At 63.1% G+C, this 25,124-nt stretch carries 27 protein-coding genes; 8 read left to right on the top strand and 19 right to left on the bottom strand.

The window, feature by feature from the left end; all coding sequences use genetic code 11:
- Positions 1–30: 30 nt before the first annotated feature.
- Entirely contained in the window at positions 31–465 is a 435-nt protein-coding gene (locus SB659_RS05560; RefSeq protein WP_284978467.1) for an arsenate reductase ArsC, read from the top strand.
- On the opposite strand, the gene SB659_RS05555 is transcribed toward SB659_RS05560, so the two are convergent.
- The 5 genes from SB659_RS05555 to SB659_RS05535 all read right to left on the bottom strand — a co-directional run bounded on the left by SB659_RS05555 (position 466) and on the right by SB659_RS05535 (position 5,778).
- Positions 466–1,758, bottom strand: coding sequence for a hypothetical protein (locus tag SB659_RS05555; RefSeq protein WP_284978468.1), 1,293 nt, complete (start codon positions 1,756–1,758; stop codon positions 466–468).
- Between the two features lie 168 nt (positions 1,759–1,926).
- Positions 1,927–2,517 carry a hypothetical protein gene (locus SB659_RS05550; protein ID WP_284978469.1) on the bottom strand — a complete coding sequence of 197 codons (591 nt, stop codon included), beginning with the start codon at positions 2,515–2,517 and terminating at the stop codon, positions 1,927–1,929.
- Positions 2,518–2,604: 87 nt separating this feature from the next.
- Positions 2,605–3,150 carry a hypothetical protein gene (locus SB659_RS05545; RefSeq protein ID WP_284978470.1) on the bottom strand — a complete coding sequence of 182 codons (546 nt, stop codon included), beginning with the start codon at positions 3,148–3,150 and terminating at the stop codon, positions 2,605–2,607.
- A 154-nt stretch (positions 3,151–3,304) separates the two neighbouring features.
- Complete coding sequence (locus SB659_RS05540) at positions 3,305–4,432, bottom strand: alcohol dehydrogenase catalytic domain-containing protein (RefSeq protein WP_284978471.1); 1,128 nt, start codon at positions 4,430–4,432, stop codon at positions 3,305–3,307.
- Between the two features lie 311 nt (positions 4,433–4,743).
- A complete protein-coding gene (locus tag SB659_RS05535; RefSeq protein WP_284978472.1) occupies positions 4,744–5,778 on the bottom strand; it encodes an AAA family ATPase in 1,035 nt (344 codons plus the stop codon).
- Positions 5,779–5,950: 172 nt separating this feature from the next.
- Between SB659_RS05535 and SB659_RS05530 the strand changes: the two genes are divergently transcribed.
- From SB659_RS05530 to SB659_RS05510, 5 genes are read left to right on the top strand one after another with little or no spacing between them, the layout of a single operon-like run.
- On the top strand, positions 5,951–6,643 hold the full coding sequence (locus tag SB659_RS05530) for a histidine phosphatase family protein (protein WP_410549748.1): 693 nt from the start codon (positions 5,951–5,953) through the stop codon (positions 6,641–6,643).
- Between the two features lie 24 nt (positions 6,644–6,667).
- Positions 6,668–7,222: a DUF3090 domain-containing protein gene (locus SB659_RS05525; protein WP_284978474.1), complete on the top strand. Its 555-nt coding sequence runs from the start codon at positions 6,668–6,670 to the stop codon at positions 7,220–7,222.
- On the top strand, positions 7,222–7,989 hold the full coding sequence (locus SB659_RS05520; protein WP_410549747.1) for an SCO1664 family protein: 768 nt from the start codon (positions 7,222–7,224) through the stop codon (positions 7,987–7,989). Before SB659_RS05525 ends, SB659_RS05520 begins: the two co-directional genes overlap by 1 nt.
- Before the next feature lie 34 nt (positions 7,990–8,023).
- Complete coding sequence (locus SB659_RS05515; RefSeq protein WP_410549746.1) at positions 8,024–8,785, top strand: dienelactone hydrolase family protein; 762 nt, start codon at positions 8,024–8,026, stop codon at positions 8,783–8,785.
- 49 nt (positions 8,786–8,834) lie between these two features.
- Positions 8,835–9,467: a nucleoside/nucleotide kinase family protein gene (locus tag SB659_RS05510; protein ID WP_410549745.1), complete on the top strand. Its 633-nt coding sequence runs from the start codon at positions 8,835–8,837 to the stop codon at positions 9,465–9,467.
- Between the two features lie 17 nt (positions 9,468–9,484).
- On the opposite strand, the gene SB659_RS05505 is transcribed toward SB659_RS05510, so the two are convergent.
- The 7 genes from SB659_RS05505 to SB659_RS05475 form a co-directional block, all read right to left on the bottom strand.
- Entirely contained in the window at positions 9,485–9,691 is a 207-nt protein-coding gene (locus tag SB659_RS05505; protein ID WP_410549744.1) for a DUF4177 domain-containing protein, read from the bottom strand.
- Between the two features lie 179 nt (positions 9,692–9,870).
- A complete protein-coding gene (locus SB659_RS05500; protein ID WP_410549743.1) occupies positions 9,871–10,332 on the bottom strand; it encodes a GyrI-like domain-containing protein in 462 nt (153 codons plus the stop codon).
- 48 nt (positions 10,333–10,380) lie between these two features.
- A complete protein-coding gene (locus SB659_RS05495) occupies positions 10,381–10,776 on the bottom strand; it encodes a hypothetical protein (protein ID WP_284978480.1) in 396 nt (131 codons plus the stop codon).
- A 218-nt stretch (positions 10,777–10,994) separates the two neighbouring features.
- Entirely contained in the window at positions 10,995–11,450 is a 456-nt protein-coding gene (locus SB659_RS05490; protein WP_284978481.1) for a hypothetical protein, read from the bottom strand.
- Positions 11,451–11,624: 174 nt separating this feature from the next.
- On the bottom strand, positions 11,625–12,194 hold the full coding sequence (locus SB659_RS05485; RefSeq protein WP_284978482.1) for a hypothetical protein: 570 nt from the start codon (positions 12,192–12,194) through the stop codon (positions 11,625–11,627).
- 52 nt (positions 12,195–12,246) lie between these two features.
- Entirely contained in the window at positions 12,247–14,550 is a 2,304-nt protein-coding gene (locus SB659_RS05480; protein WP_410549742.1) for a galactose oxidase-like domain-containing protein, read from the bottom strand.
- A gap of 47 nt (positions 14,551–14,597) precedes the next feature.
- Positions 14,598–14,960: a hypothetical protein gene (locus tag SB659_RS05475; protein ID WP_284978484.1), complete on the bottom strand. Its 363-nt coding sequence runs from the start codon at positions 14,958–14,960 to the stop codon at positions 14,598–14,600.
- 689 nt (positions 14,961–15,649) lie between these two features.
- On the opposite strand from SB659_RS05475, the gene SB659_RS05470 reads away from it, so the two are divergent.
- Complete coding sequence (locus tag SB659_RS05470; RefSeq protein ID WP_410549741.1) at positions 15,650–16,663, top strand: isopenicillin N synthase family dioxygenase; 1,014 nt, start codon at positions 15,650–15,652, stop codon at positions 16,661–16,663.
- A gap of 314 nt (positions 16,664–16,977) precedes the next feature.
- Positions 16,978–17,106, top strand: coding sequence for a hypothetical protein (locus SB659_RS05465; protein ID WP_410549740.1), 129 nt, complete (start codon positions 16,978–16,980; stop codon positions 17,104–17,106).
- A gap of 192 nt (positions 17,107–17,298) precedes the next feature.
- On the opposite strand, the gene SB659_RS05460 is transcribed toward SB659_RS05465, so the two are convergent.
- The 7 genes from SB659_RS05460 to SB659_RS05430 all read right to left on the bottom strand — a co-directional run bounded on the left by SB659_RS05460 (position 17,299) and on the right by SB659_RS05430 (position 25,119).
- A complete protein-coding gene (locus SB659_RS05460) occupies positions 17,299–17,460 on the bottom strand; it encodes a DUF4236 domain-containing protein (RefSeq protein WP_284978487.1) in 162 nt (53 codons plus the stop codon).
- Between the two features lie 64 nt (positions 17,461–17,524).
- Positions 17,525–17,653, bottom strand: coding sequence for a hypothetical protein (locus SB659_RS05455; RefSeq protein ID WP_284978488.1), 129 nt, complete (start codon positions 17,651–17,653; stop codon positions 17,525–17,527).
- A 36-nt stretch (positions 17,654–17,689) separates the two neighbouring features.
- Positions 17,690–18,823, bottom strand: coding sequence for a GGDEF domain-containing protein (locus SB659_RS05450; protein WP_350224863.1), 1,134 nt, complete (start codon positions 18,821–18,823; stop codon positions 17,690–17,692).
- A gap of 138 nt (positions 18,824–18,961) precedes the next feature.
- The gene (locus SB659_RS05445) at positions 18,962–20,374 is read right to left on the bottom strand and encodes an EAL domain-containing protein (protein ID WP_410549739.1); all 1,413 of its coding nucleotides are present in this window, start codon (positions 20,372–20,374) and stop codon (positions 18,962–18,964) included.
- 454 nt (positions 20,375–20,828) lie between these two features.
- Complete coding sequence (locus SB659_RS05440) at positions 20,829–22,385, bottom strand: long-chain-fatty-acid--CoA ligase (protein WP_410549738.1); 1,557 nt, start codon at positions 22,383–22,385, stop codon at positions 20,829–20,831.
- Positions 22,382–22,996: a TetR/AcrR family transcriptional regulator gene (locus SB659_RS05435; RefSeq protein WP_284976701.1), complete on the bottom strand. Its 615-nt coding sequence runs from the start codon at positions 22,994–22,996 to the stop codon at positions 22,382–22,384. Before SB659_RS05435 ends, SB659_RS05440 begins: the two co-directional genes overlap by 4 nt.
- A gap of 8 nt (positions 22,997–23,004) precedes the next feature.
- Entirely contained in the window at positions 23,005–25,119 is a 2,115-nt protein-coding gene (locus SB659_RS05430) for a 3-hydroxyacyl-CoA dehydrogenase NAD-binding domain-containing protein (RefSeq protein WP_410549737.1), read from the bottom strand.
- Positions 25,120–25,124 lie beyond the last annotated feature (5 nt).

Genomic DNA, 25,124 nt, shown 5'->3' with positions numbered 1-25,124 from the left:
CCCATCCGCACCAGAGCCAGGAGAAACACCATGAGCACCGAAGCCGCCAAGAAGCCCTCAGTCCTCTTTGTATGTGTCCACAACGCGGGCCGTTCGCAAATGGCGGCAGCGTTCCTGACCAACCTCGCAGGCGGCGCGATCGAGGTCCGTTCCGCCGGTTCGCAACCGGCGGAGCAGGTCAATCCCGCCGCCGTCAAGGCGATGGCAGAGCTTGGCATCGACATGTCCGCCGAGATCCCCAAGGTCCTCACCACCGAGGCTGTGCGGGAGTCCGACGTCGTTATTACGATGGGCTGCGGGGATGAGTGCCCATACTTCCCGGGCAAACGCTACGAGGACTGGGTGCTCGAAGACCCGGCAGGGCAGGGTGTTGACGCAGTCCGTCCAATCCGCGATGAAATCAAGTCCCGCGTTGAGGGCCTTATCGCTTCGCTAAGCCCGCTCACAGGGCGGACCCGCCCCTAATTAGTACCAGTTGTTGGACACCTCATGGCCCCAAGCCCCGCACGGTGATCCATAGCGACCCGCAATGTACCCGAGGCCCCAGTTAATCTGGGTGCGGTAGTTCGTTAGCCAGTCCGGACCAGTAGAGGCGTACTTCTCTGCGGGCAATGCCTGCGCAATGCCGTAGGCCCCGCTGGAGGGGTTTGTAGCGTTGGTCATCCAACTGGATTCCTGGTTCCACAACTTGAGCAGGCAGCTCATTTGGTCACCGCCCCAGCCGTGCGCACCCAGTTGCGACGCGGCATAGGCCTGCGCCCCGCCCGGATCGTTGACGGCCCCTTGAGGGATGTTGGGCAGCAATACCACCGGACTAAGGTCCGACGACGGCGGCGCAGCGACAACAGGCGCGGGCGCAGGAGCGGCGGGAGCTGCAGCCCGGGCGGCCGCAGCGGCCTGCGCGGCAGCTGCCGCCTGCGCTTGTGCCTGCGCGGCTGCCGCTGCTGCGGCGGCGCGGCGGGCTTCCTGCTGTGCTTCGTAGGCCGCCTCGGCTTGGACCCCTGCACGATAATTCTGTTCGACGGCTGCGCTGGTGTTATTCAGGCTCGCCAGTTGATCCACCAGCGTACCGCTGTATTTGGTCTCCTCCGCCACCTTCTGTTCGGCGGCCGACTGGGCCGCCTGTGCCGCCGTGAGTTTCGACTGGGCGTCGCTGGCCAGCCGCTCATTCTCTGCCTGGACGACTGCCTGCTGCTGATCCAGTGACGACGCGACAGCCTCTGCAGCCTGTGCTTGGTTGTACAGATCGGAAGTGCGCTGCGCGACGATCTGCATGACGCCCAGTTGCTGCATCCCATCGCGGCTCTGCAGGGCGTTCAGTTCCACCAACGGACCCAAACTCGCTCCGCTGTTCATGTAGTCCTGAGCGGCCAGGGCGCCTGTTTGCCGCCTTAACTTCGTTGCCACAGCGTGGGCCTTGTCAGTCTGATCCTTCAGCGCACTCAGCTTTGCTGTTGACGCATCAAGGTTATTGCGCGCCAGCGCGTAGGTCAGGCCCGCTTTGACCGCAGCAGCCCCAAGTGAGGATGCCTGCTGCTGCAAGCCGTCCAGAAGCGCATTGATCTTCTGGACCTCGGCGCTCTTGGCAGCGGCATTGTCTTTTGCGGCCTGGACATCTGCCCACGAGGGATACCCTGACGGCGGAGTGTCGTCAGCGCTTGCCATTGGCACAGCAGCAGCAACCATCAGGGCGGCGAGGGTCCAGGCGGTGCAGACCTTGCCCGTGGGCACATTCAACCGGAACTTGAACCTGAGCATATTCATAAACTGTACTGGGTGCTCCGAGCAGCATCCTGCAATGAACCCGGGCGTGGTGCCTCCGAGGACTGGATCCCTGTGCGTACCCGGAAACTGGAGTTCCAGTGCCTTTGATGACCGGTGCCCGACTTTCGGCTTCGCCAACGGGTGGCACAACGGTCTAGCCGCTTAGTTGTTGCTCCGGGACGTTACTGGCAGCTCGACATAGAACGGCTTACCCGGATTCAGGTGCTGGTGGAGCCATTCCGGCCGGTAGATGTGGCCGCGGGGGTCCTGCACCCGCAGCCCTTCATGGTGGCGCAGCTCGCTCATACGCCGGTCAACCTCTGCCATTGTCGGGGCCATCTCAGTTACCCCTGCAGCGGTGATTCGCCACGAAGCACCCGGTTCCCGGATTCCTTGCTCCAGCGCCAGAACTTCAAGCAATTCCGCAAGCATGGCGTCCGGATCCGTGGGCAGGAGGCGGCGGACTCGGTGCTCCTGTGAGTGCGTCCTCAGCGCCGTAAACCAGGCCTGCTTGAGCCAGCTTCCGTCGACCTTGCCCAGCCCGGGACTCAGTCGAAGCCGACGCGCCGAGTCAAGGCTGAGGCGGTACTGGGTGCCCGCCGGGTCGATGATACACGCGGCCTCACTCACATATTCGAAACTTGCGAGCATTGCTTCTTCCGACTGGTGATAGGCGAAGTCACCTTCGTCGTCAATCGAGAGGAAAGCCCGAATTTCCGTGACGTCGGGGGCTTGGTTCGATGCTGTTCCCATGCTGGATCTTCCATTTCCGTAGGGATGAGCACATTGTCTGCCGCTCTCTTCCATGGGAGCACGGGCAGGGCCGTACCGACCCCGGCCTTAACGAATTCCAAACGCCCGGCTTTGGTGGTGCCCGAGTACAACTGACACTGCGAACCCGGCCCCGAGGAGGAGGACACAACCGAACCATCCGAGCATCAAATAGACCATGACCATGGTGTCCGTGGCCTCGTAGGGGGCGAGCGATTGCCCGGCAACTACAACCTTTCCCTCTGCCGACCGGGCAACAACCGCCAGCCGCAGCCCGGGTTCAGGCTGCCATGTCACGGCATCCGCGCCCGACCTTCGTGCCGTGTCGAGAACTCCCGCCGGAACGGTTGGAAGTACGCCGTGAAGAGTTGCCGTTCCCGCTTCGGGTCTGTCGTCGCTGCCGTACACAAGCACAAAAACCCCGCTCTCCGGGGTCAATTCGAGACGCGGGACGGACGGGACAGACGTGGCGAGCATCTGTACCGCGGACGCGGCCGCCGCTGCGGGTGCAATATCAGCGGACCTCCGGCCAGATTGTTGGAAGGCAATGTACACACTGCAGAAGACGACGGTCACGACCGCAGCCGCCGCGATCCATCCGATTATTCTGCTCATACCCCACATCATGAAACATGGATTCATAACGCGGAAGTGGGCTCCTCCCTTTCAGCCACGTACTTCTGCAGCAGCTCGCTTCTGGGCCGCTACGAAGCACAGGAGGGCTTCCGAGGACGTGCCTCGCGAAGCCTGTCGATCCGCGCCGCGCCATTTACCTCGGGTGTTCGTCATCGGCGTCGAACATGATGACCTGCCGGACCGCCTTTCCGTCCGCCAGCTGATCCATGGCCTGGTTGATATCGGCCAGGGCGATGCGGGTGGTGATCAGTTCTTCAACGGGGAGCTTCCCCTCGCGCCAGAGCTGGGCGTATTTAGGGATGTCACGTGCCGGTACTGCTGACCCCAGGTAGCTGCCGATGATTGTGCGGGCTTCGCCGGTGATGGTCATGGGAGAAATCTGAGCGCGCGCATCGGGTGAGGGAAGCCCGGCGGTGATGGTGGTCCCACCCACAGCGGTGGCAGCGAAGGCAGTTTCGAAGGCCTTGGGGTTTCCTGCGCATTCGATAACGAATTTGGCCTTTATCCCCTGCTCGAGCAACTGCTGCGGCGTGTAGGTTTCGTGGGCACCGAGCCTACGGGCATGCTCGAGCTTGTCGTCAAGGGTATCCACGGCGACGATGCGTGAGACGCCTTGTGAGACAGCAGTGATCAGCGCGGCCATCCCCACGCCACCAAGCCCGACGATCATGATGCTGTCTTCAGGCTTCGGGCGGGCCGCGTTCAGCACGGTCCCGCCGCCGGTAAGGACAGCACATCCAAGGACAGCAGCGATCTCCGGTGGAACGTCGTCGCCGACAGGTACTGCGGAGGCCCTGTCGACCACGGCATGGGTGGCGAAGCCCGAAACGCCAAGGTGATGGAAGATCGTCTCCCCATCGCGGGTGAGATGCGCGGATCCGTGCAGCAGGACTCCCTGGGCGTTTGTTTTTGATCCTGCAGTGCAGGGTAGCCGGCCGTCCTCTGCACAGTTCGCGCATTTTTCGCATCGGGGAAGAAAAGACATGACCACCCGCTGGCCCGGCTGCAGATCGTTGACTTCGGAGCCGACCTCTACAACACGTCCGGCCGCTTCATGTCCGAGCAACATTGGTACGGGACGGACCCGGTTTCCGTCGACGACGCTCAAGTCCGAGTGGCAAATCCCGGCGGCCTCGAGCCGGACGAGGATTTCGGTGGGGCCAGGGCCTGCCAACTCAAGCTCCGAAATGGTGATGGGCCGTGACTCAGCGAAGGGACGAGAACGGCCGATTTCTTCAAGAACTGCGCCGGTGATCTTCATTTGTCTGTTCCTTTCCGAGGTTGCTCGAGTTTCCCCGCCCGATTCCGTGCCATATGTGGGGCATTGCTTACTTTGCGCTCCAGCTATGGCCCGTCCCGTCCACAATAATTGGACTCACCTTCCACGCCACCTTAATGGGCGGCGTGGGCGCGTGCGCGGCGGTCCTCGCCCGCGACGTGCTGGGAGGCGTGGCCGATTCAGTCAGCCGCCGGGGCCTCGGCTGGAATACCACTCCGAGAACAAATGCAGGTATTCAGGCAGGTTCCAGGAAGCGTTGCACTGTTTCGCTGCGTAAGATCCCGCCCATCTGGTCACTCCAGCCAGCGCCACCACCGCGAGCGCGCCGGTTCCGCCGTCGGCTCCGGCTCCGGCACTTCACCCAAGGCGAGCGCAGCCTCCACTATGTCCTCGGCAGTGAGCGTCATGACGGCGTCGCGATCGAGCGCGTCGAGACTTTGTTCCTCGTCGAGCGATAGCCGTAGGGCCTGCCGGTTGAGGGCCTGCTCGAACAAGGTGCGGGCGAACCGCGCGTTGCCGGAGTCCTCCCCCGCATGGAGCCCGGTGAGGACACGGCGCAGCATCTCCTCCGCCCCCGCTTCCAAGGTGTACTCGTGCTGGGCCAGCATCTGCTGGAAGATCGTCTGGAGTTCGTCAACGGAGTAGTCAGGGAACGTGATCTCGCGGGCGAACCGGGAGCGCAGTCCGGGGTTGGAGAGCAGGAAGGATTCCATCAGGCGCGGATACCCGGCCACGATCACGACAAGCCGATGGCGGTGGTCCTCCATCCGCTTGAGCAGGACCTCGATCGCTTCGGGGCCGAAGTCCATCCGGCCGTCTTCGGGGGCCAGTGCGTAGGCCTCGTCAATGAACAGCACGCCGTCCAGCGCACGCCGAATGACCCGGTCCGTCTTGATCGCCGTCGCCCCGACGTATTGCCCCACCAGGCCCGAACGGTCGACCTCGACCAGGTGGCCTTTCTGCAGCAGACCGACCGCGCGGTACATTTCCGCCAGTAGCCGCGCCACGGTCGTCTTGCCCGTGCCCGGATTTCCGAGGAACACCAGGTGCTGTGATGTGGCCACCTCCGGCAGGCCGTAGGCCTTACGCCGCGCTTGGACCTGGAGCAATGCGACGAGGGCCCGCACCTGTTCCTTCACGGTCTCCAGCCCCACCAATGCGTCGAGCTCGGCCTGAACCTCTGACAGCGGCCGGGCAGGGCCGGGCCTGGCACCGATGAGATCGCCCATCAGGTCATCGACCCGCTCGGCACCGGGCAGCTTGAGCTGGTTGGCCAGGTGGCCAATGGTTTCACGCAGGTCATCAAGCGGATTGCGGCTGGCAGCCATAGGTCAACTGTAGTACTCGATACCCGCCCGGGGGTTGGTCGGCGGCAGCAGTTTCTCACGGTGGGCTGTCTCCGACGTTCAGGTCTGTTTGAGCTGCTGCTCGTAGAGCGCTTGGGTCTTGGGTCCTCGGGTCCTGGGGCCAGGCGAATGCCCGAATGGTTAGGCTGGGGGGATGGCGACACTTATTCTCGTGCGGCACGGCCGCACCACAGCCAACGCGAGTGGACTGCTGGCCGGTCGGGCGGACGGCGTCAGCCTGGACCAGGTCGGACGCGAGCAGGCGGCTTTGACCGGAGACAGGCTCGCGTCCGTGCCCGTAGCCGGGGTGGTTTCGAGCCCCCTGGAACGCTGTCAGGAGACCGCGCAACTCATCCTCGAGCGTCAGACCGGCACGCCGCACGCGCCGGTGGATCCCGATCTCACGGAATGCGATTACGGCCAGTGGCAGGGCCGTAAACTCCGCGATCTCGCGACCGAGGAATTGTGGCCGATGGTGCAGACTCAGCCGTCCGCCGTCGTGTTTCCGGGTGGTGAATCCATGGCCGGGATGCAGGCACGCTCCGTGGCTGCCATTCGGCGTCACGATGCCGCTTTCGAAGCCGCCAACGGGCGAGAGGCCGTGTGGGTGGCCGTGAGTCACGGTGACGTCATCAAGTCAATCCTCGCCGACGCGCTCGGGATGCACTTGGATTTGTTCCAGCGAATCAACGTGAGCCCGGCCTCCGTATCAATCGTTCACTACGGCGCCAGCCGGCCGAGCGTCTACGCGATCAACACCGAAGCGGGTGATTTGTCGTGGTTGTCGAATGGCATGAGTTCTGGCGATGCGGCCGTGGGCGGCGGTGCAGGGCAGAAGACGCCATGAATTCCATGTGCCTAAAATACTGACATGCCTACACGCGTTCACGAGTTTGCCTGGCCTGATCGGATTGTCATCGGCACTATTGGCCTTCCCGGGGCGCGGACGTTCTACCTGCAGGTGCGCGCAGGGTCGCAGATCGTGAGTATTGCCCTCGAAAAGCAGCAGTCTGCCTTACTCGCGGAGAAGATTGACGAAATTCTCGACCAGCTCATCACCATTGACGGCAACCCTTTCAGCATTCCTACGGGAACTCCTGTTGAACTCGTCGACAATGACCCGCTCGAGGCTCCTCACGAGCAGTTTCGCACCGGCGCCATAACCTTGGACTGGGACCCAACCACTGCGCAGGTCGTCGTCGAGGCGTACCCCCTCACCGACGTCGATACTGATGACGACGTCGAGCCGCTGAGCGAGATCGTCGCTGAAGTGCCCGAGATGTTGCTGGTGCGCATGCCGGTCGGCACTGCCCGCGCGTTCGCCAAGCGCACCCGTGAGATCGTCGACGCCGGGCGTCCCATGTGCCCGCTCTGCGGTTATCCCATCGACGCCGATGGGCACACCTGCACCCTTCCTGAGGTCTAATGCCGGCGCTGGACCTGGTGACCGCCGAGCTGACGCTTACCGGCCGCATTACGACGGCCTCAAACGCCACTTTCCTCGGCAGCATCGGCGACGTGCCGGTGGTCTATAAGCCGATTGCAGGCGAAAGTCCGCTGTGGGATTTTCCCGACGGCACCCTCGCCCATCGGGAGGTAGCCGCCTACTTGGTTTCGGAGGTCTTCGGCTGGGACGTCGTGCCGCACACCTGGCTGCGCGGTGGTCCCTTGGGCGAAGGAATGGTGCAGCTCTGGCAGGAGCAAGACCCCAGCCAAAACGCAGTGGACCTTGTTGCCGCCGAGGACGCACCGGAGACAGGCTGGAAACACGTTCTTGAGGGACAGGATGAGAACGGACGGATGGTCGCCCTCATCCACGAAGACTCGCCGGCGCTGAGACGCATGGCGGTGTTCGACCTGGTGGTCAACAACGCTGACCGCAAAGGCAACCACATCCTTGCCATGACGGACGGGCACCGGCACGGCGTGGACCATGGGCTCACCTTTCACAGTGACCACAAGCTACGTACTGTGCTGTGGGGCTGGGTGGGAGACGCTCTGACCTCCGAGGAATGCGACGGCATCGATCGTGTCACTGAAGAACTAAATGGCGAGTTGGGCCGAAAGCTGGCTGGCTTGCTCAGCGCTGGAGAAATCGCAGCCCTCCATGCGCGCTGCGACCGGTTGCGTCTGACGGGGCGGTTTCCTGCCCCGAGCGGTGAAATGCCAGCTGTGCCCTGGCCGTTGTTCTAGGGAATTCCCGGGGTGGCTCCGATAGTGTAAACGCATGCTTATTGACATTCCCGCCCCCGGCGGCACCGCAGAAGCCTTAGTCGTCCGCCCCTCCACCGGGACAGGTGACTTTCCCGGCGTCGTTCTCTATATGGACGCGTTTGGTCTGCGCCCCCGCATCGAAGAAATGGCCCAGCGCATTGCGGACTGGGGCTATGTGGTCATGGCGCCGAACGTGTTCTACCGTGAAGGTTCCATCAAAGACCTCGCCCCAACCTTGGATATGTCCACCAAGGAGGGCAGGGAAGCCGCCGGCAAGGCTGCGTTCCCCCGGGTAGGTCGCCTGACGCCGGACAAAGCGCTGCCGGACATTCAGGCATGGGTTTCCGCCATCACAGAACTCGACGGCGTGCGCCCCGGCCCCATTGGCACCACCGGATACTGCATGGGCGCCAGGCTCGCCGTCCGTACCGCCACCGCTCACCCCGAGCTGGTAGCCGCATGCGGTGGTTTCCATGGTGGGGGCCTGGCGACCGACGCGTCTGACAGTCCACACTTGGGCCTGCGCGATGCACGGGCACAATTCGTGTTCGGGCACGCCGACCATGATCCCAGCATGGATCCGGCCGCAGTGTCGCGTCTGGGCCAGGCCCTCGATGAAGCCGGGCTCACCGCCTCCAACACAATCTATGAGGGCGCCTCTCACGGCTACACCATGGCCGACACCTCCGCGTACCACCACGAAGCCACCGAACGGCATTTCCGGGAGCTGCAGGCGCTGCTGGACGGCACGCTCAAGGGCGATTCCATTCGATGAGGCCTGGGCTTCGCCGCGCTACGCTGTCCCCTGGCGTGGGAGAGCGTCAGTGCAGCTGATCGTTCCGGGCGACGTCGTAAACCTGGCTGACCGCGTCCGCGGCCGGTCCGTCGCGGGAAAGCGTCAGATCATCGGGATTACCGGCTCTCCGGGTTCGGGCAAGTCCACGCTCGCCGAACTTCTGCGTCAGGAGCTTGGCGAGGAGAGCGCCGTCGTGCCCATGGACGGTTTCCACCTCGCCAACGCCATCATTAGCGGCACGCCGCTCAGCGCCCGGAAGGGAGCCATCGACACGTTCGACGTCGGCGGGTACCTTTCCATACTGGAACGTCTCAGGAACAACGACGAAGAGCTGGTCTACGCACCCGAATACCGCCGCGGCCTTGAAGAACCCATCGCGGCGTCCATAGCCATTCCCACCTCAACGGCATACGTCCTCACTGAAGGCAACTACCTCCTGGCCGAGCAGGGCCCTTGGGACAAAGTTCGCAATTACTTGGATGAGGTCTGGTTCGTTGAGACGGAACGGGAAAAACGCATGTCACGCCTCATTCAGCGGCACATCGACGCCGGAATGGAGCCGGCCGCCGCGGAAGCATGGGCACATGGGTCCGATGAAAACAACGCGCGGTATATCGAGACGACGAAGGAGCGGGCGGACCTCGTGGTCAGGTGGGACTAGAAATCACTGCTGAGCGACTAACCAATGCTCTCGAAAACCATCGTTGCCTGGATGCGGTCACCGCCGCCCAGCCCCTTACTACCGCTGCTCGCTGTAGTGATGGTGTGGAGACGGTAGCCTTTCGCGGCTTGGTCGTTGATCGTTTTTTCAAGGGCGGTCAGGTTGCCCGAACCAGTTCCCAATAGTTTCTCTTTAAGGATCACCTGCAGGACGACATAGTGCATGAAACGACTTCCCTGTCTCGTTGGTCAATTGGCAGCAATGCTAATGGACAGTGCAAGCTCCGCCCGGGTGGGAGTCACGGCGCGTCGAGGGTAATGCTGCAAGCCAGTTCCGGCCCGGACAACCTGTCATCTTCAACGGGTGGCGGGCTCCAGGCACAGTGGGCACGGCCTGTTGGCTCCTACTTGAGGAGGCGCACGATTGTTGTCTCAGTCTGGGCTGGATCCGGCGTTGGATCTCCGTAGATCTCCCATGAGTGCCCGGCAGGCTCCCGACGATTCCCCGCCATCCACTCGTCGATCGCGTTGTACGTCTCGTTCAGCCGGTCGTACGGCCCGCGGTGGATGGCCACGGCAGCCTCACCACTTGGCGTTTCGGTCGCGTAGACCTCGCCCGCCGTTTCGAAGGTACGCGTGACTTCAACGCCGAACTCGCACAGGATGGTCGCGCCCGGCTCATTCGAATGGTGGTAGACGAAGATGTTATGGCCGTTCGACCAGAGGCCCGGTTGGCTGCGGATGAAATTCCAGACCTGTCCCACCGCTGGCCCCCATGCCGAGCCAACCTCACCGGGGGCGACCACGCGCCGGACCGCGGCCAGCTTGCGGGGGAAAACAACGTGCACGTCGATAGAGACCGTCATGACTGGAGTGTAGACCGAGGGGATCTGCCAGCAACTAGGCCTGCCGGGTTACCCCGGCACGTCAACGAGTTTTAGCGGAATATCGGTGTTTTCGTTCGTGTAGTAGCTTGCACATACCCGGTGGTAGCCGTCAGCCACCTGCGCCGGGATACCCCGGGCCAGGTCGCCCCTGACCATGAGAATAGGCGACAGCTTCTTGCCATCCTTTATCTTCTGCAAGTCAGCCGCCACGTGGGCGTTGTCCTCAGGAAGCAGTACCAGCCGCGCCGCCCTGAGAATGTCCTTTGCTTTGCGGTGCTGTATCGGCGCGCCCTTGAGCGCCAGGACCACGGAGGCCACCACTTCATCGGACGCCAAAAGGGACAAGTAGTCAGTGGCACCCGGATAATCCTGCTCCTCAGGTTCCGACCGCCAGCGGACTTCGATTTTGTCGTCGTCAGACATGATGGATCACATCCTCTATCAGTAGTGCCTGGCTTGCAAGCATCGCCTGGCTCCACCCGGGCGTCATCCCCCATCCCCGCCAAGGATCATTGCGGCGGTCAACCAAACGGCGCGCATTCCAGAATGATGGGTCGGTTGTCGAGGGTCGTGGGTCGTGGGTTTGGGTCTCAAGTGCACGGCCTCAAAGGATCGGCACGGGTCCCGTGCTACCGCTGGACCTACGTCGCGGGGCCAGCTTGTGCTGCCCGGGAGTGACTGGATGGTGCGCCGACGGAACGGGCGGCGACTTCGGCCAGCCCCAGAACGGCGAATGCGACGATGCCGTGCAGGATCCCCAGACCGGGAACGGCGAAGGATGCATAAGCTAGGGCGACCTGAATCACGACGACCAGTAGCAGCCACGCCGACCACTTGACACCGAGCTTGCCGATCAAAGCAATGAGCAACAGCACGAGGGCCAACGGTGGGATGACGAACTGGCCCACAACCTGATGGACGTCGAAACCCGCGAAGTCCGTACTGTCAGTGATGGGCTTGCCGTCTTGTACATATTGGCCCATAGTGAACGTCGCCCAGGCAATGGCGGCAGCCTGAATGACGACACAAGCGGCGATGATGTGACAGATAATCCGATACGCCTGTTGCATGACCAATTCCCCGTCTCTGTAAGCCACGCGTGCAGTGATCCATTCGCGCCAGCTTGGCGCCGAGGTTACCCCCAAGCTCGTGGAACGTCAACGCGCCGCATTGGCTCGTGGAAGAGGTCCGCGGGGTGGCATAGGTCACCTGATTGAAATTGGTCCGGTCAGGTCCTTGGCGGACGGTTGGAACTAGGAACGAGCCCAGAGCTAGGGCGCGGCGAGAACTTCAATGCTCGCGAGGTTCCACTGGTCCGATGTTGGGAAGGTGTCGTTGATCGTCACAGGCGTGCCGGTCGTCGGAGTGGTGGAGTTCTGTCGTTGGACCCAGTACGTGTCTCCCGCTGGCGCCAGATACTGGTCGACCAGGGTCTGATTCGACCCCGGCGCGTGGGATATCGGATTGGACCAGTCGGTGCCCACGCCCCAGATCCAGGACCCGGCTCTGGTGGTGGTGAGGGTGGCCGTCGGCGCGCCCGAGGAGGCGTTCGAACCAAGTATTGCTCCGGTTGCGGTGTCTGCCCCGCGGAAGGCGACAACCGTCATGGCTGCCTGCCAACTGCCCGAGGCCTGAGTGGCGGTGATGGTCGCACTCGAAAGCGGGCCGGGGGCAACGGCTTGCCAGATCTCAGCGGTGCCTGGTTGCGTGTTGGTTCTTTGTCGGAGTGTCCAGGTGAGCCCCGCGCCGGCAACGCCGGCGATGCGGGCTGAATTCGCGGAATTCGGTCCGTCCGAACTTATGAAGGCAAGGATGAGTTCGTTGGAGCCGGTGGTTGTCACGCCCGGTGTGCTGATCGTCGTCGTGCTGGTTCCTTGGTGGGCGGAAACGATCTTATCGATCGTGATTCCATTGGGACGGCTTGCGCCGTGGCGGTGTTCGACGGCGGGCTGACATTGCCTGCCGCGTCGAGAGCGGTGACCGTGTAGGTGTAGGTCGTACCGGCGACCACGGACTGTCGGTGTAGTTGGTCGACGGCGAGGTCCCAATCGCGGTTCCGTCGCGAGAGACCCGGTACGAGGTGACTCCCACGTTGTCCGTGCTGGCCGTCCACGTCAAGGCGATCTGTCCTGCAGATGCTGAGGCCGCCAGACCCACCGGCGCCGTTGGCGGGGTTGTGTCCTGGCTGGGCGCCGACAACCGGATCATGCCGGCTGTGGACGGAACACCATTGGCATCAACGATCGAGAGCAGGTAATACCCCGGAGGGGCGTAGTTGCCGTTGACGGGCATCTGTACGTTGAGACCACCGGAGGCTTGCGAGAAACTCAGGCTCATGGCCCGCGCGTTCTGGTCGAAGGCGTGGGTCACGGATCCCGTCTTGATCAGGGATACGGATTGGATCCGGGTCGCGTCAGGTGTTCCTATGAACGCCGTCGAACCGTACTGGGCGCTGCCCGGTACGTTGGAGATACTCGGCCGCGGGCCTTTGAAGAGGTACGGCGGGGAGTAGATCTGATAGCTTTTCTGGTCCGCAACCCCGGCGTCCCCGCCGCTGCCGGATACGAAGACCCGACCGTCCGGAAGCAAGACGGCCACCGAGTGGTACAGGCGGGGAGCTGACATCGACGCCACAGTGCTCCACGCTCCCGTGGCCGGTTGCCAGACCTCGGCCTGCATCACAGCTTTGGTGACATCCTGACCCGATTTGTCGGTTCCGCCTCCCGTCGCAAGGACTGTGCCATCCGGAAGGTTCGTCAAGTTCACGAAGCTCCGGGGAAACGCCATGGGGGCTGCCGCCTGCCATGCCGGGTTTAGCCCGTTCATGTCCAAGGTGTAGGCGGTATTAGTGGACTGCCCCGTGAATCCCCCATCCGAGGCGGATCCGGCTTTGATGAATTTGCCCGGCGCGTAGTTCGCGATCGAGGCACCGTCCAGGACGCGGGAGTCCACGGTGGCCCATTGCTGCGTGGACACATTGAGGTCCAGGCTCGAGGTGGCTTGTTCGGACGCTCCCGCCTGGAGGATACTGCCGTCGCCCAGTTGATACATAAAGGGGTAATACGGGATACTCCGGCTCGCGCCAGTCAGGTCGGTCCACGAGTTCATTGTGGGTGAATAGACTTCCGGGACGGGCACGATGTCTGTCGAGCTGGTGTTGGAACCCGAGGTCACCAGGACGCGTCCGTCGGCCAACGTCGTCGCTGTCGGGTACCACCGTGGGTGATTCATGGGCGCCAGGGTCTGCCAGGTTTCCGTGGCCGGGTCGAAGGCAGTTACATCGCGGATACCCAGTCCACCTTGTGTCGCCGTCCCTCCTACGACGAGGATGCGGCCGTCCGACAGGACCGCTTGCCCTGCGCAGAAGAGATCGGCGGCTGCGCTCGGTACTTGGGTGTAGCTGCCTGTCACGGGATCGAGCAGGTACTGCTGGCCGCCTTGGGAAAAGTCGCCCTGCCAGGTGAGAACCTTGCCGGTAGGTGTCAGTGCCGCGTGAATGGACACCTCCGGCCATGGAACGACAGGGCCCCACGAGCCGACCACTGACGGGTCCGTGCTGGACCCGTTCGCTGTGGTAAACGTCGCGTCGCCCGAGACGGCAAGATTGCCTGCCACGTCGGCCGATTTCACCCTGTAGTGGTACAGCGTGCCGGCCGAAAGCCCTGACAGTGCCTGCGAGTGCGTGGTCTGTAGCGTGGAATTCTGAACCGTGCTCTGGCCATATGCCGTGGTTGTGCCGTATTCCACTTGCGAGCTGGAAGCTTCGTCGGTGGTCCAGGTGATGGTTGCCCCGCTGGAACTGGGCGTGCCGGCAGAGACGGCAGAGATCTGTGGCGCTGTCGTGTCACCTGTTGCGGGCGAGGCCGGAAGAATTTCTATGAGGGAGAGGTTCCACTGGTCGGTTGTGGGTGCTGTGTCATTGATCGCCACGGCGGCAGGAGGTGCCGCCGTCGTCGTTGTGCTTTGGCGCTGGACCCAGTATGTATCGCCTTGGCTTGAGAGGTACTCATCGACCTTTGTCTGTCCGACGCCGACTGTCCGGGCGATCGCTTTGTCCCAGTCGTTTCCCGCTCCCCAGACCCATGAGCCCGCCCGCGTAGTGGTCAGGGAAGCGCTGGGCGCCCCCGTAACGGCACTCCCTGTTCCGACGGCGCCGTCGGTGGCCAAATCCGCGCCGACGAATGTGACAACAGTCATCGACGACTGGTACGAGCCCGCGTAAGTGGCCGTGACCGTGACGTTCGTCAGTACGTCGGCGCGACGGCCTGCCAAATCTCCGCAGTGCCAGGCCGGGCGTTGGTCCGCTCGCGCAACCGCCAAGAGAGGCCGCCACCCACGACCGATGAGACAGACTCGCCCGTGGAACGAGGGCCGTCCGACATGACGAAGGCGATAAGGAGCTCGTTCGCCTGGCTCGTAGTGAAGGCGGGCGAGACGATTTTTGTCGAAGGCGTGCTCTGGTGCGTGCTGACAATCCGGTCCGTGGCCAGAGGTGCTGCTGCTGCGGCGGCCGGGGCTTCCACGGGCAGGCTCAGGACGGATCCTGCGACTGCAAGGGATAAGCTCGCCAGTAGCGCGAGGGGCCGTGAGGAAAAGATGCGTTGCATGATTGGTCCTTTGATGCGACTGGCCGTGACAGGTCAGGATCCGTAAGGGAAAACCAAGGCGTCAGATTCGACGCAACGAACGTGGCTTCATTACTGAGCGTGAATATATTGACAGGAACTCAGTAGCTTCCCGTTGACCTCTCAGGATGGGAAACGCCTGCGGGAAGGATCGAGAACCGCACCGGCCCTCTGACGCGTGCAGTCAGGTGCCGCAGGCGTTGGGAACGGCTTCAAACGCCTGAACAAGGACTCTTACGAACACGGTGATCTCCTCACGATTCTGCAGAGAAACGCATCGCCCATCGGGCGGAGACCATGCGTTCGGTAAGCGGCACGGGTGACCCCTGACGGCGGCAATCATGCCGCGCAAAACGCCGGGCTGGGTACGTCGGCGGGTGGGAAAGAACTAACTTGCCACGGTCGATTCCACACTCGAAGAATAGCTGTCCGTAAGCGGTCCCAGCAATGGAAGTTTGCGTGGAGCCAGGTACGGGTGGCCAGGCGTAAGAGCTGCCGCTGTCTCCGGCTGAGACGGGGGAAAGCCGTAGCGCAACAGGGCATGACCAGCTGAATACCCTTTGGATTGACATATTTCGACATGTAAACAAGACCCCCTGAACGGCCGGGCGTAATGTTGGTAGCAACCGCGACATATTCTTCCGAAATTCGCTGCAAAGGACTATAGGACCTTGTCACTCGAATCACTGCCCGTTCTGGACTACTCCCGCTTGAGCGCAGGGCCAGAGGAAGCCTCCCGGTTCCGGGACGATCTCCGCGATGCCATGCACAATGTGGGCTTCCTCTACCTCGCCGGGCACGGCGTCCCCCAAGAACTCACCGACTCCATGCTCGATATCTCCCGCCGGTTCTTCAACCTGCCCGAGGAACAAAAGCTTGAGGTCGAGAACATCCACAGCCCTCAATTCCGCGGGTACACCCGTATGGGCGCTGAGATCACCGACCGCGCCGTCGACTGGCGCGAGCAAATCGACATCGGCGTCGAACGCGGTGCCGTGGAACCGGGACCCGGTGTTCCCCGCTACAGGCTCCTGGAAGGACCCAACCTTTGGCCGACGGCGCTGCCCGAGATGCAGGACATCGTCTCCGAGTGGACCGAGCGGCTCGCTGCCATCTCTATGAACCTCCTACGGGCGCTTGCCGTGTCCCTCGGAGCACCTGAGGACAGCTTCGACGCAGCGTTCGGGGACAAGGCCTTTCCGATGCTCAAAATCGTCCGATACCCAGGAGAATCCGGCGATGAACCGAAACAGGGGGTGGGGTCCCATCGCGACGGCGGCGTGCTGACACTACTCCTCGTTGAACCGGGCAAAGGCGGCCTCCAGGTCGAATACCAGGGGCAGTGGATCGACGCACCACAAGTACCTGGAACGTTCGTCGTCAACATCGGTGAAATGCTGGAACTCGCCACCAACGGCTACCTCAAAGCAACCCTTCACCGCGTCATCTCGCCCGCGCGCGGCACCGACAGAATCTCCCTGCCCTTCTTCTACAACCCCGCACTGGACGCGCGCATGCCCCAACTCGCCATGAACCCGGAATTCCACACCAAGGCCCGCGGCCTGTCCGTTGACCCGACCAACAGCCCCATCCTTGAAACCTACGGGGACAACGCCCTCCGCTACCGACTTAGGGCGCACCCGAACGTGGCAGCACACCAACACCCGGACCTTGCCACAGCCTGAGAGCACAAGATCCGCAGTTAGCAGGCTGCGCCGCTTGCCTGAGGGACACGATTTCGAAATGTATGGTTTTCCCACCTCGGCTTTGGGTCGACGTTATTGCGCACCGGCGTAGCACGTCTGTTTTCAGCCCCATCGCTGCAACGTGAAGTGCGCGACTCCCCCGGGGCCATGGTGCTTACACTGTTCTCCATTTTCAGACGAGGAAACGGACTACAAATGGCAGCCGAGGATTTTATCGTTGACACCCTTGCCAGCGCGACGATTCCGGAGGATACCCTCACCATGTGGCGGCCGATCATCAAGGATGACCTGCCATGCATCCAGATCGACCAGTCCGACGGAATGACGGCGCGGTGAAGTACCGCACCGTCGACGCCGTCGCGCTCGCCACCGCCATCCTGGAAGCGGCCGGGCTTGATCCGCAGACAGCGTTCACGCCCTAACGTCGGGATGACAGGATTCGAACGGAGACAGGCCTGCTTGATCGGGTGACTGGTCGGACACTCGGCTGCAGCCTTCTATCGGAGATTCGAGCGGCAGTCCAAAGCCTCCGGTGGAAGCCCTCTGGCCGCCGGCCAGGTGGGCTAAAGCTGCACACGTCCCCGAGCGGGCACGGTGATCCGCAGAGGATACTGCTAGAGGCGCCAGGTGAGGCCTTTGCCGAGACGGATAGTGATCCGTCCGCGGCTGTTGACGGTAAGCGGTCCCGCCTTGCGGGATGCGGAGACGCCCGATTTGGAAACGTTCAGGCGGGTCTTCTTGCCGAGCTTGATGGTTTTACGGAAAATTAGGCCCATGGGCTCCCCCTCTGCTTATTGGTACTGCCTATTGAACCTGATGAGCGCGGCGGGTCCTAGGATCTCAGGTGATCGATGACACCGGGTCGGTTTCCTGCTGCCGCACGGCCTCCGCGTTCTGGGCACTATTGATGCTATCCAGCGTGAACTGACGGACGACGGGTAATTCGAGGATGCCCGAAACAGTGCGCATTCCGATGCCTTCAGGTGCTCCGCGCCCATACGTGCCTCAGTCCGCTGCATGGACGACGCGGTCTCGGCCTTGGGATTTAGCACGGTAAAGGGCGGCGTCCGCGGCCTCTATCATCGCCTCAAGCCGGGCAGTGCCTGTTCCGGCGGAGGCTATCCCGTAGCTGACCGTCGGGTGCCGGGAGTCTGTATCTGTTGCCTGAAGGGTGCGGCTTATCCGTGTTGCGATGGTTTTGGCGGTGTCGATACCAGTTCCTGGCAGGAGGATAATAAATTCCTCACCACCGAACCGCCCGACGAGATCACCAGAGCGGACTTCGGCGTTACAGGCCGCGGCAAACGCCTGAAGGACCAGGTCCCCGGCCGGATGCCCATACGTGTCGTTGACTGTTTTGAAGTGGTCAAGATCTGCCAGGATGAGTGAGGCCGGGCGTCCCAACCGGTTGGTCCGCTGTATTTGCCCGGCCGCCAGATCGAGGAACCCGGCTCTGTTGAGGAGCCCCGTCAGTGGATCCCTGTTGGCCCGGATCCGCAGGTCTTTTGCCACCTCTTCGTTGTTGAGCGCGGCCATGCTGAAGGAAGCGACGACAAGGAGCAACATGGTGATGAACGTCGTTGGCTGGGAACCGAAAAACTGGACGAACACCGCGCCGTGGGGCCCCTCTGCCAGGAACGCGGCCCAGCGGCCCAAATAGTAGGCGGCCAAGAACCCTGCCGCAATCGCCAAGGGCACTTGGATGTGTGCGTACTCTGCCGGCGGTGAGCGCACCTCACGATACGCAAGAGCGAACAACACGCACATCAGGCCAAGGAATACCGGTCCCCCGGCCCAGTCGTTTGAGGCCGGATGATCCAACGCGGATGCCACCGCTGTGACGGCCGGGCCAGGCAGGATCAGCCACCGTTTGGGTGAGGCCTTGCTGAGGGAACGTGCCGCTGCCCAGACACTGGCTGCGCCTGCGACCAAAAGTGAGTTCGCCGCAGGGTTCGCCCAAACCTGTTGGGTGGTACCGTCCAAGAGGTATCCGGCCGCGCCAAAGGGGAACAGGAGCAGCGCCAAGGACCACCACCCACTGTAGGGAGCGCGGGTCCGGCGGTATATGACTCCATAAAAAAGCAGAAACAGCGTCAATGCGATCGCTCCGAAGGCGACGCGCAGCGTTGCAGTGTCCAAAATTGCTCCCAAACCCCAGATCCGGGTCGCCCGGAAAACCAGTATGCACACACCCAACGCCCGGAATCCAGAGGCGCAGGACTGAAAACCGCCTAGTCAAATGCCGGCACTTCAGGAAAGCCGGCAGCACCTTCTGCTTCATCCGTCGGCTGCTTCGTTGGCACGCCAAGGCCGTCCCTTCAGGGCCGGTTTTTCGCGCCAGCTGGTCCAGTCCTCGGGCCTGACGGTGGGTCGACCCAGCAGGAACCCTTGGCCTGCACTCATGCCCAGATCCGCGGCAGCCTCTAACTCCTGGAAGGTTTCGATGCCTTCGGCGACCAGCACGGCACCGATCTGGGTGGCGAATCCGACCATCGCCGCTCCGAGTGCCCGCTGGCCAAGGTCCGAGTCGATGCCAGCGATAATATTTCGGTCTAGTTTGATCACGTCAGGCTTGAGCTGCAGGATATGGCGCATGGACGCGAACCCGGCACCGGCATCATCCACCGCTATGCCTATCCCGTCCCGACGCAGTCCGGACAGAGCTGCGGCGAGCGGTCCGTAGTCCAACACGGGATGGCGCTCAGTCACCTCCAGCACGATTCGCCGCGCAGGGACCCCGGCACCTGAGAGTAACTGCACCAGTCTCGGGTCAAGGCAAAGACCGGGTGAGACATTGAACGCCACATACACGAACGGGGGAACACCCCGGGCCGCGGACAGTGCCGTTTCCAAGGCAGCTATTTCCAGTTCCAGTCCCAGCCCGACGGACTCAGCCTCCGCAAACCACGCTTCCGGAGAATTTCCCGGTGAGCTAAGAAAACGGCTGAGCGCCTCGGCACCGATAACGGATCCGGAATCCAACGACCTGATGGGCTGGAATGCAGTCAGCAGTGCATGATCCGCGATCATAGCTTCGACCCGCCCCCGGACTTTCGTCGCTGCCACGACATGAGGTGCCACGGCCCTGGCCGATCCTTCGAATCCAACAGCGTTCCCCGCGCTGTCGCGCAACGGGCTGCCGGAAACCTCTACAACAACGGTGGTGCCATTCTTCCGCCGGCAAACTGATTCAAGGCCGGACCATGAGCCGTCCTCAGACTCACTGGCAACCCTATCTCGCACCGCCGCGGCCAAGTCATCACCAGCAATCACCAGGCTGAAGTGCAGGCCCACCAGCTCGGCAGAATCATACCCGGTCAAATCCCGGCACGCCGGACTGCAAAAGATAAACCGCCCGTCTGGCCCGGTAGCCCACAACCATTCCCGGCTCGCGGTCGACATCGTATCGATCAGCCGTGCCATTCGGAATGCTTCACCCCGCTCCCGCTGCTGCTGGCGCACGAGAGCCCAGGCCGCCCAGAGGACGACGGGAATGAGTGCCAGCGCCAGAAGGTACAGAACCCACGAGGAATCGTCAAAAACCATCCACGGTTCATCCCCAAAGAGATGAGGAACACTGATCGACACGGCCACCCCGGCTTCGAGTCCGATCAAAACCAGCAGCCAGTGTCCCAGCCGCCCCGGCAAAACACTCTGATGGCGCCGGAAGCCAAGCCGCTCCTCAGGCATCCAAACCAGCCCTAAGTGGCCGCGTTGCTGACGTGCTCGTGTCGCTATCCTGGCTGTCCTGCCCCATGGATCCCCAACATCCCCCAAATGAATGATCAGTCTCCTGACAACCGCTATCGTGCCATTCCAGCACGCGAACACATAGCTTTTCAGTGAAACGCTTTTCAAGACTTCTTGCGGAGTGGCGAGCGATCGGTTCTTCAGGGTGCCAGTTCCATATCGGGCGGCCGCTTCATGCCCCAAGAACTCCAAACGTCGGACGCCCGGCAAGGCCCGCGTGAAGGCAGGATACTCATCAGCACGCCCGACCGAAGGCCGCAGGCGAAACGGTGCTGAGCCGCTGAACAGTTCCAGCCCTGAGATCGAGGAGATTTGCCCCACCCAGGCCGGTTTCTTCCCAAAGTTCCTCAAGCGCCCGACGCTCCGGCTTCAAGGCGGGTGTGGCTGCGGTCCTTCAGGCCTGGTTTTGTTCGCCGAGGCCCACAGTCCGGCGCAGTTCCCTTTTGAGCACTTTGTGGCTGGGGCCCAAAGGAAACTCGCCGACGAACCGGATGTGGCGGGGGTATTTGTATTTGGCAAGGTGCTCTTGGCTCCAGTCGATGATGTCCTGCGCGCTGGGTGCGTTGTCCGCGTGGGCAGGATCCAGGACAACGACCGCGCACACTTCCTCGCCCCGCAACTCGTCCGGGATGCCGATGACGGCGACCTGGGCGATCGCGGGGTGACGGGAGAGGACCTCTTCGACCTCCCGCGGGTAGACGTTGTAGCCCGAGCGGATGATGACGTCCTTGGTCCGGTCGACTACATAGATGAACCCGTCCTCGTCCATGGTTCCGAGGTCCCCGGTACGGAACCAGCCCTCCACCATTGCTTGCTGCGTGGCTTGCGGGTTGTTGAGGTAGCCGGCGAAGACGTTGTGGCCGCGGACCAAGATCTCTCCGAGCTCACCGGTTGGCACGGGAACCACTCGTTCGGGTACCCGGTGATCGCCGATCTGGACCTCCACACCCCAGATGGCCTGTCCGACGCTTCCGGGCCGGACGCCTGAGTGCGGGGTATTGGTGCTGACCACCGGGGATGTTTCGGACAGTCCGTAGCCTTCATAGATGGTGGCGTTGAACGTGGAATTGAACTTTTCCATGACGGCCAGGGGCAGCGCTGCGCCCCCAGAGACGCACAGCCGCAGTGACGGCAGTTCAGGTCTGCCTTCGGCGGCGCTAAGCAGCTGCATGTACATGGTGGGGACGCCGTGGAAGACGTTCACATCGTGGGCGGCCATCAGTTCCAGCGCTGCCTCGCCGGTGAACCGTGGCAACAGAACGAGAGTGCCGCCGAGCCGGAACAGTGCGTTCATGCTGGCTGTTTGTCCGAAGACGTGGAACAGCGGAAGGCAACCGAGTGCGATGTCGCTGGTACGCACGTCGTTGGCGTCCACGGCCGATACGGTCGCGTTCATGACCATGTTCAGGTGCGTCAGGACGGCGCCTTTGGGCCGGCCCGTTGTGCCGGAGGTGTAGAAGATGACAGCCGGATCCTCCGCCTCCCGGGTAACGTAGCTGCCCAATTCGCGGTCGCCATCGGAGCGGAGGCGGGACACGTTGTCTTCTCCCTCGGGCACGGGGCCCACGAGCAGCACCGGGATTCCGGTCTCCTCGGCCGCCTGCCGCCCGATTGCGAGGAACGCGGCGTGGCAGACGAGGATTTTGGCGCCGCTGTCGCGGAGCACATGGATGACTTCCTCGACCGTCAGCAGCAGGTGCACGGGGACCACGACTCCGCCGGCAGCCTGCACGCCATAGTAGGCGGTGGGGAACTCTACGACGTTCGGGGACATGAGCGCCACGACGTCGCCCGGTCCGATTCCGGCTTGCCGGAGCTGCCCGGCGTAGCTGCGGGCGTGCTGCCACAGCCGCGAATAGGTGTACGACTGGCCGCCGCTTATGACGGCGGTCTTGTCCGGGTATTTGCGGGCCGATTCGGCGAGAATGGAGGCGAGCGATAAAGCGGTCATGGGTTCTGCTTTCTCGTGTTGTCGGGCCCGATTGTCGGACCATCGAGCAATGCGGTCAACGTGTTTTCGACGACAGCCCGTGCCTGTTCCACGGACTGCCCCAGGGAGTCCCTCAGCAGCTTCCAGGTCGCCCAGTCCGCGGCCGCGCAGATCGACAGGACCATGCGCGTTCGGCGTGCCGGGTCCAGCCCGGCCAGTTCAACTTCGAACAACCGTTCGACGTCGTTCCTGATCCGCTTAAGGTTCTCCTGCAAGTTCTGTTGCAACGCCGCGGAGAACGGACGCTGCAGATCGGCGGCACGGGCAAGCGGTGCGATGGCCTCCAGGACCGCAGCGCGCTGCAAGCTGTATGCCGCGACACGTTCCGCGAGAGGCAGCCCCGCTGGCACCGGCTTGAAAGCCTCGTCCTGTTCGGTGAGTTGGCGGGCGGCCGTGTTGGCCATGAGGGCTTCCATGTCCTTGTAGTGGTCCCACAGCGCACGGACAGAGACCCCTGCACGGGCCGCGATCTGCTTGGCGGACGGTTTGAGTTCCCCGTCGTTGATCAGCCCGATATGGGCGTCACTGATAATCCTGAGGGTCCGCCGGGCGCGGGCGGTTCGTCCATCCACAGCTGTCGTCATCCCCGCAGGCCCGCGGCCGAACCCACATCGTGGGCGGCTTCGGCCAAGAACCCAGCGGGCAGCAACGTTACATCTGCGGTCTGCTCCGCGTAGAATCTCAGGCGGTCCGCGACGTAGCCTGTACCGACGTGGCCGGCGTACCACATGGGCCCGCCCCGGTATGCGGGCCAGTTGTAGCCTTTGGCCCAGATGACGTCGATGTCACCAGCCCGCTCCGCGATTCCCTCATCGAGGATGCGTGCGCCTTCGTTGATCATTGGAAAGAGCAACCGTTCGAGGATTTCGCGGTCTGAAATTTCCCGGCGGGATATGCCAAGGTTCCGTGAGATGTCCAGGATGAGCTGCTCAACCTCGGGATCATCACGCCTTTCCCGGCCCGCGTACGCGTAGTAGCCCGCACCGGTCTTCTGCCCGAACCGCCCGGCCTCACACAGCGCGTCCGCGGTCGGCGCGGTCCGACCCTCGGCCTTGCGGCTCCGCCAACCGATATCCAGACCCGCCATGTCACCCATCTCAAACGGCCCCATCCGGAAGCCGAAGCCTTTCAGGAGTCTGTCCACCTGGCCCGGCAGTGCACCCTCGAGCAGCAGCTGCTCGGCCTGCAACGAACGCACCTCAAGCATCCGGTTCCCGACGAAACCATGGCAGACACGAACGACCACGGGCGCCTTCCCCATCCGGCGGGCGGTGGCGAAACCTGTGGCGAGCGTCGCAGCGTCGGTCGCTGCTCCGCGGACCACCTCAACCAGCGGCATCACGTTCGCCGGGCTGAAAAAGTGCAGACCCAGCATTCGGCCGGGAAGGCGCGTTTCTGCTGCAATCCCGTCGATGCTCAGGTAGGAGGTGTTGGAGGCGAGGACGCAGTCGGGGCGCACGTGACGGTCCAGAGTTGCGAAGATTTCCTGCTTGACCTGCAGGTCCTCGAAGGCTGCCTCAATGACAAGGTCGGCGTCGGCGAGGTCCGCGTAGTCCAGGCTGCCCGTGATCAGCGACTTCAGGCGTGCTGCGTCGTCTTGGGTCCGGCTGCCGCGGGAGACCGAGATGGCAAGGTTCTTCTCGATCTGTGCCAGGCCGCGGTCCAGTGCGGTTCGTTCCGCCTCCACAACGGTGACGGGGATGGCCGCCCCTGCCAGGGCCATGGCGATCCCGCCGCCCATGGTCCCGGCACCGATGACGCCTGCACGCCGGACGGTCCTCGCCGCGTCCGGACTGAGATCAGTGGGTTTGCGCGCTGCCCGCTCAGCGGTAAAGAGGTGGCGCTGGGCTGCCGATTCAGGGCTCTTGAGTCGTTCCTCGAACTTCGTCCGCTCAACGTCCGCTCCGCGGTCAAACGACTGTTCGATACTGGTCGCCATAGCCTCAATCGCGGCCTGGGCAGCATAAGGGTCCTTGGCCTTGCGCAGCGCGTCCGCAGACAGGCGCCTCACGGTCCCGGGTGTGGCCGCGGCCTCAGCAATTCTGCCGGCCCGGTCACGGGTCCGCTCCGCTGTGCGCGTGGCCACGAAATCGGCAGCCCAGCGCACGGTCTTCGGCGAGCCTGGATCGTCGATCAGCGCATCGACCAGGCCGTCCCGGAGCGCTTCGGAGGCGGATACTTGTTTGCCGGTGAGGATCATTTCCAGGGCACGTTCCGGTCCAACCAGGCGGGGCAGGCGCCCCGTTCCGCCGGCTCCGGGCAGCAATCCAAGGGTGATCTCCGGCAGGCCGAGGCGCGCCGTCGGCGCGGCGATCCGGGCGTGGGCGGCCATCGCCAGCTCCAGGCCCCCGCCCAAGGCTACGCCGGTGATTCCTGCGATGACAGGTTTCGGGAACTCTTCGACCAACGCCACCAGCTCCCCGAGATCCGGTTCGGCGGGCCGGCTGTCGCGTCCGGGGGTGCCAAATTCGGGGCTGTTGAATTCGGTGATGTCCGCCCCGGCCGAGAATGCTTGGGGCTGGCCGAGCAAAAGGACAGCAGTGACGGCTGGATCCCCGGCGAGCCTTTCGAGCGCATCGCTCAGTGCCCCGCGCAACTCCCGGCCTAATGCGTTTACCCGGCCGTGGTTCATGGTGATTCGTGCGACGCCGTCAACGATGTCGACGGCGACGATCCGGTGTGCTGGTTCGGTCATGATGT

It is taken from the genome of Arthrobacter sp. SIMBA_036, assembly GCF_046535135.1.
Lineage (GTDB): Bacteria > Actinomycetota > Actinomycetes > Actinomycetales > Micrococcaceae > Arthrobacter.
The sequence above is the reverse complement of the archived record's forward strand: the minus strand, read 5'-3'. Positions and strand labels throughout refer to the sequence as shown.

What these genes read in the sequence shown, in the direction of transcription:
- SB659_RS05560 (WP_284978467.1), top strand. Translation starts at nt 31, where the DNA reads ATGAGCACCGAAGCCGCCAAGAAGCCCTCAGTCCTCTTTGTATGTGTC.
- SB659_RS05555 (WP_284978468.1), bottom strand. Translation starts at nt 1,758, where the DNA reads ATGCTCAGGTTCAAGTTCCGGTTGAATGTGCCCACGGGCAAGGTCTGC.
- SB659_RS05550 (WP_284978469.1), bottom strand. Translation starts at nt 2,517, where the DNA reads ATGGGAACAGCATCGAACCAAGCCCCCGACGTCACGGAAATTCGGGCT.
- SB659_RS05545 (WP_284978470.1), bottom strand. Translation starts at nt 3,150, where the DNA reads ATGAGCAGAATAATCGGATGGATCGCGGCGGCTGCGGTCGTGACCGTC.
- SB659_RS05540 (WP_284978471.1), bottom strand. Translation starts at nt 4,432, where the DNA reads ATGAAGATCACCGGCGCAGTTCTTGAAGAAATCGGCCGTTCTCGTCCC.
- SB659_RS05535 (WP_284978472.1), bottom strand. Translation starts at nt 5,778, where the DNA reads ATGGCTGCCAGCCGCAATCCGCTTGATGACCTGCGTGAAACCATTGGC.
- SB659_RS05530 (WP_410549748.1), top strand. Translation starts at nt 5,951, where the DNA reads ATGGCGACACTTATTCTCGTGCGGCACGGCCGCACCACAGCCAACGCG.
- SB659_RS05525 (WP_284978474.1), top strand. Translation starts at nt 6,668, where the DNA reads ATGCCTACACGCGTTCACGAGTTTGCCTGGCCTGATCGGATTGTCATC.
- SB659_RS05520 (WP_410549747.1), top strand. Translation starts at nt 7,222, where the DNA reads ATGCCGGCGCTGGACCTGGTGACCGCCGAGCTGACGCTTACCGGCCGC.
- SB659_RS05515 (WP_410549746.1), top strand. Translation starts at nt 8,024, where the DNA reads ATGCTTATTGACATTCCCGCCCCCGGCGGCACCGCAGAAGCCTTAGTC.
- SB659_RS05505 (WP_410549744.1), bottom strand. Translation starts at nt 9,691, where the DNA reads ATGCACTATGTCGTCCTGCAGGTGATCCTTAAAGAGAAACTATTGGGA.
- SB659_RS05500 (WP_410549743.1), bottom strand. Translation starts at nt 10,332, where the DNA reads ATGACGGTCTCTATCGACGTGCACGTTGTTTTCCCCCGCAAGCTGGCC.
- SB659_RS05495 (WP_284978480.1), bottom strand. Translation starts at nt 10,776, where the DNA reads ATGTCTGACGACGACAAAATCGAAGTCCGCTGGCGGTCGGAACCTGAG.
- SB659_RS05480 (WP_410549742.1), bottom strand. Translation starts at nt 14,550, where the DNA reads ATGACTGTTGTCACATTCGTCGGCGCGGATTTGGCCACCGACGGCGCC.
- SB659_RS05475 (WP_284978484.1), bottom strand. Translation starts at nt 14,960, where the DNA reads ATGCAACGCATCTTTTCCTCACGGCCCCTCGCGCTACTGGCGAGCTTA.
- SB659_RS05465 (WP_410549740.1), top strand. Translation starts at nt 16,978, where the DNA reads ATGCATCCAGATCGACCAGTCCGACGGAATGACGGCGCGGTGAAGTAC.
- SB659_RS05460 (WP_284978487.1), bottom strand. Translation starts at nt 17,460, where the DNA reads ATGGGCCTAATTTTCCGTAAAACCATCAAGCTCGGCAAGAAGACCCGC.
- SB659_RS05455 (WP_284978488.1), bottom strand. Translation starts at nt 17,653, where the DNA reads ATGCGCACTGTTTCGGGCATCCTCGAATTACCCGTCGTCCGTCAGTTC.
- SB659_RS05445 (WP_410549739.1), bottom strand. Translation starts at nt 20,374, where the DNA reads ATGCCTGAGGAGCGGCTTGGCTTCCGGCGCCATCAGAGTGTTTTGCCG.
- SB659_RS05440 (WP_410549738.1), bottom strand. Translation starts at nt 22,385, where the DNA reads ATGACCGCTTTATCGCTCGCCTCCATTCTCGCCGAATCGGCCCGCAAA.
- SB659_RS05430 (WP_410549737.1), bottom strand. Translation starts at nt 25,119, where the DNA reads ATGACCGAACCAGCACACCGGATCGTCGCCGTCGACATCGTTGACGGC.